This is a genomic window from [Scytonema hofmanni] UTEX 2349 (assembly GCF_000582685.1).
In the GTDB taxonomy this organism is placed as follows: Bacteria; Cyanobacteriota; Cyanobacteriia; order Cyanobacteriales; family Nostocaceae; genus Hassallia; species Hassallia hofmanni.
The window spans coordinates 91,869-104,220 of sequence record NZ_ALWD01000002.1; the positions used below are offsets into that span (position 1 = coordinate 91,869).

16 protein-coding genes are annotated in these 12,352 nt (G+C 41.5%); 7 read left to right on the plus strand and 9 right to left on the minus strand.

The window, feature by feature from the left end:
* Positions 1 to 139 precede the first annotated feature (139 nt).
* The 4 genes from TOL9009_RS0100560 (at position 140) to TOL9009_RS0100575 (ending at position 3,733) form a co-directional block, all read left to right on the plus strand.
* Positions 140 to 370: a hypothetical protein gene (locus TOL9009_RS0100560; RefSeq protein ID WP_029630450.1), complete on the plus strand. Its 231-nt coding sequence runs from the start codon at positions 140 to 142 to the stop codon at positions 368 to 370.
* An 80-nt stretch (positions 371 to 450) separates the two neighbouring features.
* On the plus strand, positions 451 to 1,377 hold the full coding sequence (locus TOL9009_RS0100565) for a HipA domain-containing protein (RefSeq protein WP_029630452.1): 927 nt from the start codon (positions 451 to 453) through the stop codon (positions 1,375 to 1,377).
* Positions 1,378 to 1,606: 229 nt separating this feature from the next.
* Positions 1,607 to 2,890 (plus strand): RNA-guided endonuclease IscB, encoded by a 1,284-nt coding sequence (gene iscB / locus TOL9009_RS0100570; protein ID WP_029630454.1) that lies wholly within the window; start codon positions 1,607 to 1,609, stop codon positions 2,888 to 2,890.
* Between the two features lie 93 nt (positions 2,891 to 2,983).
* The gene (locus TOL9009_RS0100575) at positions 2,984 to 3,733 is read left to right on the plus strand and encodes a hypothetical protein (RefSeq protein ID WP_038295540.1); all 750 of its coding nucleotides are present in this window, start codon (positions 2,984 to 2,986) and stop codon (positions 3,731 to 3,733) included.
* An 11-nt stretch (positions 3,734 to 3,744) separates the two neighbouring features.
* On the opposite strand, the gene TOL9009_RS0100580 is transcribed toward TOL9009_RS0100575, so the two are convergent.
* The 9 genes from TOL9009_RS0100580 to TOL9009_RS46705 form a co-directional block, all read right to left on the minus strand.
* Positions 3,745 to 4,575, minus strand: coding sequence for a ThiF family adenylyltransferase (locus tag TOL9009_RS0100580; RefSeq protein WP_029630457.1), 831 nt, complete (start codon positions 4,573 to 4,575; stop codon positions 3,745 to 3,747).
* Positions 4,559 to 5,278 carry a Mov34/MPN/PAD-1 family protein gene (locus tag TOL9009_RS0100585; RefSeq protein WP_029630459.1) on the minus strand — a complete coding sequence of 240 codons (720 nt, stop codon included), beginning with the start codon at positions 5,276 to 5,278 and terminating at the stop codon, positions 4,559 to 4,561. The genes TOL9009_RS0100580 and TOL9009_RS0100585 overlap by 17 nt, the downstream gene beginning before the upstream one ends.
* Positions 5,262 to 5,972: a hypothetical protein gene (locus TOL9009_RS0100590; protein WP_029630460.1), complete on the minus strand. Its 711-nt coding sequence runs from the start codon at positions 5,970 to 5,972 to the stop codon at positions 5,262 to 5,264. Before TOL9009_RS0100590 ends, TOL9009_RS0100585 begins: the two co-directional genes overlap by 17 nt.
* Complete coding sequence (locus TOL9009_RS0100595) at positions 5,945 to 6,745, minus strand: hypothetical protein (protein ID WP_029630461.1); 801 nt, start codon at positions 6,743 to 6,745, stop codon at positions 5,945 to 5,947. Before TOL9009_RS0100595 ends, TOL9009_RS0100590 begins: the two co-directional genes overlap by 28 nt.
* A gap of 2 nt (positions 6,746 to 6,747) precedes the next feature.
* Positions 6,748 to 7,170 carry a hypothetical protein gene (locus TOL9009_RS46700; RefSeq protein WP_029630462.1) on the minus strand — a complete coding sequence of 141 codons (423 nt, stop codon included), beginning with the start codon at positions 7,168 to 7,170 and terminating at the stop codon, positions 6,748 to 6,750.
* Positions 7,171 to 7,198: 28 nt separating this feature from the next.
* The gene (locus TOL9009_RS0100605; RefSeq protein WP_029630463.1) at positions 7,199 to 7,915 is read right to left on the minus strand and encodes a hypothetical protein; all 717 of its coding nucleotides are present in this window, start codon (positions 7,913 to 7,915) and stop codon (positions 7,199 to 7,201) included.
* A gap of 317 nt (positions 7,916 to 8,232) precedes the next feature.
* Positions 8,233 to 8,496: a hypothetical protein gene (locus tag TOL9009_RS37245; protein ID WP_038295542.1), complete on the minus strand. Its 264-nt coding sequence runs from the start codon at positions 8,494 to 8,496 to the stop codon at positions 8,233 to 8,235.
* Between the two features lie 242 nt (positions 8,497 to 8,738).
* A complete protein-coding gene (locus tag TOL9009_RS37250; protein WP_038295544.1) occupies positions 8,739 to 9,347 on the minus strand; it encodes a siphovirus Gp157 family protein in 609 nt (202 codons plus the stop codon).
* Positions 9,348 to 9,349: 2 nt separating this feature from the next.
* The gene (locus TOL9009_RS46705) at positions 9,350 to 9,523 is read right to left on the minus strand and encodes a hypothetical protein (protein ID WP_186227440.1); all 174 of its coding nucleotides are present in this window, start codon (positions 9,521 to 9,523) and stop codon (positions 9,350 to 9,352) included.
* Positions 9,524 to 10,042: 519 nt separating this feature from the next.
* Here TOL9009_RS46705 and TOL9009_RS37255 point away from each other — a divergent pair.
* The 3 genes from TOL9009_RS37255 to TOL9009_RS0100630 all read left to right on the plus strand — a co-directional run bounded on the left by TOL9009_RS37255 (position 10,043) and on the right by TOL9009_RS0100630 (position 12,176).
* Positions 10,043 to 11,065, plus strand: a complete 1,023-nt coding sequence (locus TOL9009_RS37255) for a hypothetical protein (protein ID WP_063628663.1) — start codon at positions 10,043 to 10,045, stop codon at positions 11,063 to 11,065.
* A gap of 62 nt (positions 11,066 to 11,127) precedes the next feature.
* A complete protein-coding gene (locus TOL9009_RS0100625) occupies positions 11,128 to 11,631 on the plus strand; it encodes a DUF4365 domain-containing protein (RefSeq protein ID WP_029630465.1) in 504 nt (167 codons plus the stop codon).
* On the plus strand, positions 11,628 to 12,176 hold the full coding sequence (locus TOL9009_RS0100630) for a hypothetical protein (protein WP_029630466.1): 549 nt from the start codon (positions 11,628 to 11,630) through the stop codon (positions 12,174 to 12,176). The genes TOL9009_RS0100625 and TOL9009_RS0100630 overlap by 4 nt, the downstream gene beginning before the upstream one ends.
* The last annotated feature ends 176 nt before the right edge of the window (positions 12,177 to 12,352 follow it).

Sequence of the window (12,352 nt, forward strand, 5' to 3'; positions counted from 1 at the left end):
TGTTGTTGTTAACTATAAAAATATGCGTTTTATAGGCTTAACATAGGATAAGTCTGTTAGTGATTAGTCGTTAGGAGGATTCTGGAGGTAAGTAAGGCACTTAGTATTCACCGAAAAGTCATTTTGAGGAAATGCGATTATGTACATTGGTAATGGGCAGAGTGGAAAACCACATTATTTGAAAGTTTCGGACTTGGAACTGGAGAGCGATGGGCTGTTAGAGGATGAAGGTCCGGCTGAAGTTGTAGAAATTTCTCCTGGCGAGCTGGAGAAGATAGGAGCAAGGATTGGTAAAGTTAGGTTTGAGCGGGATAATTTGGAGATGGATGAGCGGCTCAACCTTTATCCGGACGATATTGATCGGGTTTGATGGTATTCCCTCCGAGTGTGACAGTTGTCACGGTCGGTGGCTTCCTTGGGGATTTGCTTCCATAGCACGGTACCGACATTATGACTAACGAGTTTGATATTATCGTCGTACCCGGTGATGCCGCCGAAGCTACCGAGGCGATGGGAACCAAATTCAAATTTTGGTTTTACCACCCGGAACTAGGCTATTGTCTTTATAAGCAAGCTCGACCTAATACAGGTGAAGACTGGGCAGAAAAGATAGCGGCTTCGTTGTGTGAGTTACTCAAAGTGCCCCATGCCCGTATTGAACTGGCTACCTGGAACAACGCTCGCGGTACGGTGTCACCATCATTTCTACCTAATGGTTCCTCACTCATTCTTGGTAATGAGATTCTTGCTCCAATGGTGCCGGAGTATCCCCGATTCCAAGCTTTTAATGTGTCGCAACACACCCTTGATGTTGTGCTGGCAGCCATTAATAACAATGCAGTCAATCTGCCTTTGAACTGGATACCACCAGCAGGTATCCAGACAGCAGTAGATACTTTTGTTGGCTACTTAGTGTTGGATGCTTGGATTGGTAACAGCGATAGGCATCACGAAAATTGGGGATTTATAGAAACATCTTTAGATGCCTCTACACAGAAGAGAATGTTTCATCTTGCACCCACCTACGACCACGCTTCCAGCCTAGGTCGGGAAATGCTGGACAGCAAGCGACTGGAGCGACTTCTCAATCGCTCTGTCTCAGCCTATGTAGACAAATGCAGATCGGCGCTATATGCTCAAATTGGCGATAAAAAAGCCTTGAGACCTCTGGATGCGTTTCGTGAAGCAGCGCAACAGGCAACCAATGCAGCTTCAGTGTGGTTGGAGTGCTTAAGTTGTGTGTCCTCCACAGAAACGCTGGCACTATTTAATCGCGTGCCATCGAACCGGATTTCAGAAACGGCGATCGCTTTTGCTCAGGATATACTGGAAATAAATCAACGCCGACTGCTTGGACTGCGGGAGGAACTACTGTAAGCAACCCCGGTCTAAAGACACGGGGCTTCAGCAAATAAGTTGAAGCCATGCTTACCAGCCTAAGTCTTAACTGACTACGTTTTGAAGGTCACGACACCCTGAATTGCGAAGCTAGATTCTTGCTCTGTCATCTGCAATTAAACAGTTTTAAGGTCACTGAAACAGTGTTGCAGGTCTAACAAGCTTTCAAAACATTGGCGAAGCTAACATTACCCGAAAGGAGGGACTTATGTCCAAAATATTTGTATTAGACACTGAAAAACGTCCATTAGACCCAATACATCCAGCACAAGCTAGACAATTATTGCGAAACAAGAAAGCAGCTGTTTTTAGACGTTTCCCATTCACAATTATCCTCAAAGAATCACGTTCTGATTCTACCATCTCACCTCTGAGGTTAAAAATTGACCCTGGTGCAAAACACACGGGAATTGCACTAGTTAACGATTCAACTGGTGAGGTTGTTTTTGCGGCTGAATTAAAGCATAGAGGTTTCGCAATCAGAGATGCTTTAATTTCTAGAAGACAACTAAGACGTTCTAGACGTGCTAGAACAACTCGTTACAGACAGCCAAGATTTTTAAATAGAACTCGTCCAGACGGTTGGTTGGCTCCAAGCTTGCAAAGTCGGATTGATAATATCAAAACTTGGGTTGATAAGTTTCGTAAATTTGCAGCAATCGAAGCAATTAGCCAAGAACTTGTACGCTTTGATATGCAACTAATGGCAAATCCTGATATTCAAGGCTCATATTACCAACAAGGGACTTTAGCTGGTTACGAAACAAGAGAATATCTATTAGAAAAGTGGGATAGACAATGCGCTTACTGTGGAGTAAAAGACGTTACTTTTCAGGTTGAACACATTCATCCGAGAGCTAAAGGTGGTAGTAATTCGATTGCGAACCTGACCTTAAGTTGCGAAAAATGCAACACCAAAAAAGGAACTAAAGATATTAAAGAATTTCTCAAAAAAGACCCAACAAGGTTAGAGAAAATATTGAAGCAAGCAAAAAGACCATTGGCAGATGCAGCCGCTGTAAACACAACTCGGTTTGCATTATTAGAGGTTTTAAAAGCTATAGGGTTGCCAGTAGAAACAGGCTCAGGAGGTCTAACAAAGTTTAATCGTAGTCAACAAAACCTAGAAAAGACTCACTGGATGGATGCCGCTTGTGTTGGGGAATCAACTCCAATTCTTAATATCAAAGGTTGTAAACCATTATTGATTACTGCAAATGGTCATGGCACTAGACAGATGTGCGGAACTGATAAATTTGGTTTTCCGAGTCGCCATCGTTCAAATAAACAAATCCATTTTTGTTTTCAAACCGGGGACATTATCAAAGCGGTTGTTACCAATGGCAAGAAAACTGGCGAATATATTGGACGTGTTTTATGTCGTGCAACAGGTAGCTTTGATATCGCCACCAAGGCTGGGAGAGTGTCAGGAATTAGCCATAAATATTGTTCAACTACCCATAAAAAGGATGGTTACTCGTATGCATTTTAAGATATTTAGATGGCAGATAAATCTGCCTGAGTCGTTTTTCCTCCCTGGGCTAAAGCCACAGGGCTTCCAAGCTCCCAGGAGGTTTATGTGAAAATGCTCTTTCTAGCTTGGCAAGACCCAGTTAGTCGCGCTTGGTTTCCCATCGGTCGCTTATCTAGTGATGGAACCACCTATCAATTTGTTTACACTCAAGGAGTCCAAGTGGCGCAGCAACAGTGCGCCTTTCAGCCATTGCCGTCTTTCCCAGACTTAGACTTGGTGTACTTTTCGCCAGAATTGTTTCCATTATTCGCTAACCGCCTTCTACGTCGAAGCAGACCGGACTACGCCGATTTCGTACAGTGGTTAAACCTCTCCACCCACGAAGATGACCCAATCGTTTTGCTTGCTCGCAGTGGGGGACAACGGGCTACCGATACGTTTTTTGTCTTGCCTGCAAGTGAGCAGGATGGGAATGGAGTTTACCACATTCACTTTTTTGTTCACGGTCTACGCTATCTACCGCCCGAAACTATTAATCGGATCAGCCGCTTACAGACGGGCGAACTGTTGCATCTTGTTCGCGACACATATTCTGATGAAGAACGTGGTTTGATTTTGTGTACTGAAGACCGTTACATTGTGGGCTACGGTCCTCAATATCTTTTAGATGATAGCTTTGAGATGCTGCGCTCTTTACTAAACTGCGTGCAAGTTGCCGTTGAGCGCGTCAATCCACCCCCCACACCCCTCCAGTTTCGGTTACTTTGTCACCTGAGTGCCTGTTTGCCAGAAAACTTTCGTCCTTTCTCCAGTTCAATTTACCAACCACTGGTTGATATGGTAGCGGCTAGCCCCGTTTAGGAAAGGTCAACTCATAGTGTTTGAATAGCTTTGAAGACAGACTCTTCGGTGAGGTAGAGCGATCGCATACTGGTACTTGCCGAATCAAAGTAAGTGGCGAAGCGTTTTAATTCCCCCGTTGTTAGTTGAACTAAATAATCAGTGGCAACTGCTGCTACTTGTTGGTTGATGCTCAAGCTTTGAGTATTGAGCAGCACCATTTGTTCGCATGATAAATTGTTGTCTTCCAATTCCTCTGGTAGTGGAACCAAAAGTTCTGGATGTTGGATTGTTGGCGAGGGTATTTGGCTACAGCCAAGGGGTCCAAAGCTGTAGTCTTGCGGGGCATTAGATAGATTTGAACCTAATAAAACTTGTCCGCTACTCTTACTATTTCCACAGTCTAAATACCAGATTGAAGGAGCCTGATTAGAATTGTAATCGTTATGTTTCAGCACTTGTGAAAGTGACTTTCGCGCCGAAGCATTATCTACGCACCCAATAATAATTGACAGTGTTTTGTACCCTGCTTGTACCATTTTTGGGTGAAAGCGTTTGGTTATTGCTTTAATTTCCATCCCCCAGGCAATTGAATATCTTAGAGCTAATGTTTGGGCTTTGAGCAAGCCGATTTCTTTATAGCAGAAGCACTGCCTTAGTACATTAGCTTCTTCGACAACATCATGATCTACGAAAGTGACTTGCACCTCTTTACCCGTATTGCTTAAGCTACAAGCAAGTCGAACAACACTGGTAGCAAGCCAACTCCCAGTCCCTCCCATTCCAACGACCCAAAATTCAATGCGGGAGTGTTGTAGAAGAATTAGCTTTGATGCGTTAAAAAAATCATAGTTTAGGTTCATCTTCATCCAAAGAATTCTCCAATTCTGGATAATTAGTATTCGAGTAAAATTTGTAGGCAATTTCTGAGTCACAAGAGATGTCATGCATAAACTCAGGTAGTTCAAAAACATCGCTTGCAGGAATATCCCAGTAGTTTCTGAAAAGTCCCACTCTGACTCGGATTTCAGGTTCTTTGGTGTTGACTCGCCCCAAAACAGCATAGATGCGGAACCCTCCTTCGTCAGCATCATCGGTTGTTGAGAAGAAGGCTTTCATTGCATGATGAGAATGCACATCTATAGCCGCGTTGTGGAACGAAGAATCACCGTCAAATCTGGTTGGTTGACAGCTTGCGCTATGCTGAGTTTGGTCTGGTATTTCCAAGCGCCAACTGTTCTGTTCATAGTGAATGTGAAAAGCAATTTCTACTGCACCTTGAGCGTTACAAGCGAGGCAACTGCGTCGCCACATTTCTAGCAATATTGTTTTAGGAATCCTACTTGGTTTGAGTTGCAAATAAGGTTCAAGAATTGGTAATCCCCGAAGATTTTCTCTGTAGTATTCTACGGGCATCAATACTTCTAATCCTGGGCGGGTGCCTCTAATGAATACTCCATTCCCAGCAAAAAGATATTCAAACAGAGAACTGGTATGAGATGGTAAAGGGAGTTGACGGACAATTTTGTAGTCAACTATTTCCTCAAAATTAACTAGCTGAATCATCGGCAATTTCTGAAACTAAAGTTGCAATGGTAGCCTTTTTATCTAAAGGCACAAGGTCTTTGAGCGGGTAAGTGCAGTTTTTTTGCTGATGCAAAGCTAAAAGTTGATTGCGGACATCATTTGTATGATGCTTCGATTTGCCATTGCTTAAATGGGAATTAAACGGACTAGAAATGAAAAGATTCCAAGCTTGATTAATGGATTGGGCAGAAGCAGATGGGGGTTGATTTTTACCCCAGCAAACTTTTCCCCACGGCGTGTACACATTTGGCAGTGGGGCATGGAAAAGGCTGGCATCAGGGTCGAATATCTTAATTTTGGTTGCCCATAACCAGTAGGTAAAATTTTTGCCGACAAATATCATTGCAGGCATTGGAATTTGAACTTGCCCTAGTTCGTCACAGTCAAGTAGTGTTCTTTGTGGCGGGACGAATTTAACTACCCATTCCCCAGAGTTGCTAGTACAAGTGCGAACTACACCTTCACCTATCCAACCAGAGTCGATAGGTTCATTGCTAAAGGCGATGCGGAGTGCAGTTGGTGAGAGACATTTATAGTGTGATTCTTCTCCAGATCGGTAATGCAGGATGTAAGTGCCATCAAGGATTAGTAGCTCGGCTTTGATTGCAGATAAGCTTTTGGGAGGGTCTTGTAAAAGCTCCCTGATTATTTCAGCAGTGATGATGTGTTCCATATTCCCAAAACCAGTTCAAAGTGGTTTATAAGGTCTTGCTCCAGCCATTCGATAAGGTTATAAACTTGGTCGAGGATTACCTTGGCATTTTGCCATTCCCTCTGTAAAAATTTGATATTTTCAATTGTCCAAACTAATGAAACTTCTGGTTCATTTGTTGCACAATAATCCAGCCAAATGTTATTGCTTTGATAGTCAAGAAGTTGCAATGCCAAGGGTAAGAATTTTAAAGGTTTGGCAGTACGACAAGATAATTTTTTTAACAATTGGGCGTTAATATCTTTGGGGTGTGCGATCGCCTGCCATGACACCCCAAACTCGCACTCATACCAATCAGTGCCTTCCACTGACTCAAGCCAGTAATATCCTTCTGTGCTTAAAGGAAGAAGAATTTGCCATCCAGACCGCAATGATTCAATGTCCTCGTGTCCGATCCAATCGCAGCCCATTGGCATAAGTGGAATTTGGTAGAAGCGTTCTTCATAGGCGTTTTCTATTTGTAACTCCCAGATGGGAAATAGGTTTTGGCTGACTAGATATAAAAACTCGATTTCAAGGGGACTGTGACTATCAGGGTTATTTAGGTCTTCGGGGTAGTGTGCAGCTGTACTGTTCTTAAATTCATCTGGGAATAAGTGTTGATATAACGCCAGCAGTCGGTAGCTATTGAAACGGTTTTCTAAATAGTCAACCGCTTGGTTAGTGTCAAGAATTCTTTGGCACTGTCGCAAGCGGTGAATCGCCGACAATGCATTTAAAAGAGAAGGTAACATTGCTAGAACCCTTCTGGAATTGCGCCTGGTGATGGCAGAATTTTCTGTAACAAGCGCAATGTTTTCCGAATTACATTAGAGTATTCGGTTCCCTGTTTAATGGCTTCTTCAATTTCATTAGAAAGGGCGTTCATACTTTCGTAATCAAATTCTCCCATCAATTCCATATGCTGAACTTTTCGGCACATGGTTATTGCTGGATTAACTTCTTCAGGTGAGGTTATTAAAACCTCTAGAGGTGACGCACCTTTAGGACCCGCTCGTTTTATAATTTTGATAATTTCTCCTGGCTTCCTCTCAATCACAGAATTTGCCATATCGGGATAAAAAGGTGTAAAAAGGTCGCGCAGTAATTGGTCGTTAGCAGCAATGTTTTCATCTACAGGATGTTGTTGTCCCTCAAAAGACACTATTACTTTAACCATAGTAGAATTATTGTGTTTAAATGTTGAACTAGACCCCAAACAGCGTTAGCTGTGTATTTTTGCTGGTAGGGTTTTCTTCTTTAGTTTTGACAGGGGGAGAAGCAGCGGGTTGTTTATTTTTGGTTTTCTTAAGAGCCGCGTAGGAAATAGCCCGTCGCACTTGTCGGTTGGGAAAATCTGCTACTAATTCGTTAAGAAGGTTAGTGATAGCAGGTGGTAATTCGCCCATTTCATAAAGTCGCAGCATTTTATTAACAGGAAAGTCGCCGTGGCTACTGGCTGCCAGCATCACCTTTCTACCTTCGGGAGAGTTGTCATCAGGTAGAAAGGTAATGGTTAGCTTTACTGTGCATTTTTCAAAGATGTACGGTTCTAATTGTTCTTCTTTTGAGTTTGTTTCAGACTCGAAGTTTTGGGATTCTAAGTCGTCATCATTCAACTCGTCCACTTCGTCATTTAATAAAGCTGAAGAAGGCGCGTCAACTATTGGTTTTTGTTCATCTGGCTGTGAATCACCTGAAGAGTTGTCGTTAAGTTCATCACTTTTGGACGCTGGTTGGAGAAGTGCCAAGTAATCAGATGCACCTGATGACCAGCGATCGCGCTCAAAAAGAAGTCCTAATTCTTGGAACCGTTCTTCTGTTGTTTTGTGTTTTTGAGAACGATTGGGGTAAGAACTGAGAGTAGCAGGGCTAATTGAAAGTTGAAGCAATGAGACAGCTTGTTCTGGAGTTAGCCAGTTCATGATGCGTGTTTTCTACAATAGTCAATTGTTCTGCTTGTGGGGGCGATCGCCCCTTAGACTACAGATTTTATTCCACATTAGGAAATTTGGGGTTTAGTTAGTCGTGAAGCGTTAATTCAGTAATTCAATCGCTAAGTTTCAGCGCTGAAAAATCAATCATTTAGCGGCTAAAATCCATTTATTGCTTATTACTGAATCAGTGTTGTGGTGCTATTGAATCGTGCTAGTACAATGTGGCGGAAATAAAGCACCCATCTGCAATGGGTAAAAAGCCCGTAGTATTCAGATTTATTACTTTTTACTTTTGCCTTGTTGTACTAGTTGTTTTCGTCGCTCAGTAACAGAAGTGGATCTGGATCATCGACTTCTTCTCTGACACCAGCAGTCATAGCATCGGCTATATTTTCTCGGATATCCCCCAGTATTTGGAATAATTTCCCGTCTTTAATTGGGAAGACAATTGCGATTGTGTTGTGTTCGTCGCTGATTCCTAAAACAATTTTTTCTCGGTCAATGTGGTGGGAGAGGGTGTCCAGTGTGGATACTTCAATAGTTTGATATTGTTGGTTGCTTCTTTTCATGTTGCTATAGTGCGCGTGATGGCACGAGTATTCTTTGATAATGGTTGTTGAAAGGAGGAGATAAGTGTGAAGATAAATTTGGCATAGCGTGAAAGGTAAGTAGTTTAAAGGGGTGTAATTTATGCGATAAGTGAAATGACTCTTGATAAGATATGCGTATTCGCTCTTATAATCAGTTGTACTTCGTTTGCTAATTCCTCAAGCACCAAATATGCTCATTTTATGGTGCTTGAGTGTATGAATTACTTTACTGCGGAGACTTTCTTTTTTCCATTACGTTTTTGATGGTTATCTTGAACGTCTTGGATGTTTTTCGCAATTATTCCGTACTCGACTTTTCGTTTGCGTTCTATATGCGTACCGTCTACGGGTATGCCTTTTTTCCAATCAGCGATGATTCTCTTTTTGTCAGGAGTAACCACTTCTTTTCGGTTGATGTACTCTTGGGGTAATTCCTCCGTAGGAATCAGTACTTCACAACTAGGCGGGTTTTCTTTGATAGTAATGTGGCGGGATTTGCCCACTAATTTATCTGGTAAAACTCCAGTGGAGTGGAAGTACAGTAGGGTAGAATCCAAGGAAAGTCGCCAGCGTTGCAAGCGATCAAGTGCCGTTTTATGAATTTCTACTAAATGTTCAAGGCGTGCTTTGATCCCAACTATTTCAGCATCCAGCTGCAAAGCTAGCTCGGCTTGAGTGTCAGTTGATGTTTCTTGGTTTTTCTGGTTTTCCCAGAGTGCTTTGAGAATAGCTTCCTCTTCTTCTGGGGTTTGGGCGCTTTCTAATTGTGTCCAAAGTTCAACAGCTTCAAATGAATATTTGGCTAAGGTTGCTTGAGCTAAGTAAGACATTTTTACCACCTTCCGCAGCTATGTTTGTAGTCCCATTCGGCTTCAATTTGGTTGATGATAACCATAGTTTCTGAATCAAGTTTTTCTTCAGATGACATGGGAATTGGTAGGATATTAATGGTCGTCTGATGTTCAAATGTGGATAACTTTGGTTTTGTAACTCGTTTTGGCATCATTGTTAGTGCTACTAGAAATGGCTATAGTGTTGAAAGTTAGGACGTGGGAGTAATGTTGCTAACATTTAACGCTCATAGCGCGGTAGCGCGGCAATACGTGCAACGAATGCTCAATTGACTTTAAGAGGGTATTGATGCGGTTGAAAGAAGCGTTATGGACGGTCAATATTCCTTAGGAAAGATGTTCTCAATCTTTAAGCGGTAGAGGGCATTTAAAATTTTTTGTGCCACTATAAGTTGATGGCTTGTGCAACTTGACTTATGAATTAGTCGTCGGTATTTGTCTTTTATAAGGACGTGCTTTTTTAGTTTTTGTTAGTTTAAAGATGTAATTCAAACTAAGATAACGACAAAATTAGTTTCTGCTTTTTACTAAATAACACCTAATTTATGACTTAATGAACTGAACGCATATATCTTAATAATTGTTTTATTTACAGCTTTTGATGTTAGTTATGTGGGTTATATACGTGCCAAAATAATTTAAATAAGTATAAAAAAATATTATGAGATTGAGTTATGAGTAATGGTCTTTATCCAGTGGTTCTTTACCCGATGTTAGTCAACAGTTTTTGTGTAGAAAATCCCTTACCAATTCAAGACTCAGGTGCTACACCAGAGCTTATTCCTCCTGTGCCGTCGCGATCGCCTCAGTTTTATGAACGAGCTTATATTTGGGTACTACAGGGTTGGCTGATTAGCGTGGGGGTGTTAGTGGTGACTCAGTGGTTGTTTGGGCTTTCATTAGTTGCGTTTTCTTTAGCTTTGGGTTGCTCTGCAATTAGTGGAATAGCGATTTGGTATTACTTGCTAAAGTGCGATTCTAGGGCGAAAACACGGTATAAACAACGATTGTCCGAGTATGAAAATCGTTACGACCATCGTTTGAAAATGGCGACGGGTACTCAAAAGAATTCTTTACTGTTGCAAACTCGTCAGAAGAAGCTGAAAGCTTTGCTCAATGGTCGTATTCAATTGCCCTGTAATTCCAGTAATGCCCAGCAAGGGGTAAGCGAACAGCAGTTTTTTCGCTATTTACTTCGTTATTTTCCAACTGTTTGTCAGGGTATGGAATTTCAAATCCCTGACTCGTCTTTTCGTTACTCGGCTGATTTTATCCTTTACCACCAGCAATCCGGTTTAGGTGTAGACATTGAAGTTGACGAACCGTATGAGGGACGTACAGGAGAACCACATCATTGCGTAGACCAAGGCAAGGACAGCCGTCGGAACCAATTTTTTATTGATAATAACTGGATTGTAATTCGATTTTCTGAAAAGCAAGTTGTGCAACATCCAGATTCTTGCTGTAAAGTAATTGCTAGTGCGATCGCTAAAATTACTGGTGATTACAGTTGTTTAGTTTCTCTTCAAGATGTTCCAGCTTTACCTTTTGATAAGCAGTGGACAATTAAAGAGGCAAAACGAATGGCGAAAACTAATTATCGACAGTCTTACTTACCAGGTATTTCATTTCCAAAACGTAGTTTTTCAGTAAATATAAAGCAGCAAAAGTCGCGTATATATCGTAAAATTAGATAATGTTGAAAAATTTAATCAGCACTATTACTAACATTACATATTAATACAAAAGTGTCAGTTTAATGGATTTGAACATCCAAAAAGAAGAATTTAGCTATGCTTATATATATGCTGTTGTATCAGCTGCGGGTTACTCATGCCAAATAGCATCCAGACCCACAGATATTGGCGGCATCGACATCATCATTTCAGGTACAGAACAGGAATATTCGCTTTATCCACCTCGCCTCGAAGTGCAGGTTAAATCTACTTCAATAGATGTAATGAGTGATGAATTTATTAGATATCCTCTCAAACTTAAAAACTATAATGAGTTGAGAAAGCAAAAAACTCTTGTACCCAAAATCCTGATTGTAGTGTTAATTCCTGACAATCTAATTGAATGGGTGAATCAGTCAGAAACCGAACTCTGTATGCGGCGTTGCGGCTACTGGATGTCATTAAAAGGGCAACCAGAGACACAAAATACTGAAACCGTGACTGTCTATTTGCCTCGTTCACAATTATTTACAGTCAATGCTCTTAAAAATATTATGCAGCAAATCGAGACAAAAGGCACATTATGAAAGCAATTGTTTGTGATAGTGACATCCTGAAAAGTTTAGATCCCCGTCAGGTGGCAGCTTATTTGCAATCTAAAGGATGGCATGAGAGAACCCGCGTTCCTGCTCAAGTATCTAGTTGGACTAGGGACACTTTCTCAGAAGATAAATTAAAGATTTATTTACCCTTAGACCAGGATTTCGACGATTACCCCCGTCGAATGTACGAAGTTATGGAAATTTTGGAAAATGCAGAAAATCGGTCGCAGTTGGATATTTTGAGCGAGCTAATTACAGTAGTGGGGAATATCGAAATTCAAGGAGTTGTGACACAAGTTCAACCGTTAGCCGAAGTAAAAAGTGGCAACATTACAATTCTGGGTGTTGTTGTGGATAAGTTGCGGAAAATCCACATTAATTTAAATGAAGACGAATACAATATAGCAGTGAAAGCTTACTGGGAGCGAAAGCCCATTATCTGCATTGGGGATTTAATCAAGGAGGGTAACTCTTTTATGCTGAAAAACCCCCGAAACTTTAGTTTATATCCAGAAGAGGAGATAAATTAACCGTAATTGGCAGGTTAAGTTCACAACCGTGTTTAAGATGCTAAAACCCTCCTTGCGGTATCCTCACTGGCTTTATGTGTAACGTTAATTTAAAGGGCTTGCATTTATGTCCAAGTAGCCGCGACGAGCTAGTTCCGCTCTTATATGTGGTAGGATAAGCGGGTTTGCTGTTGGCA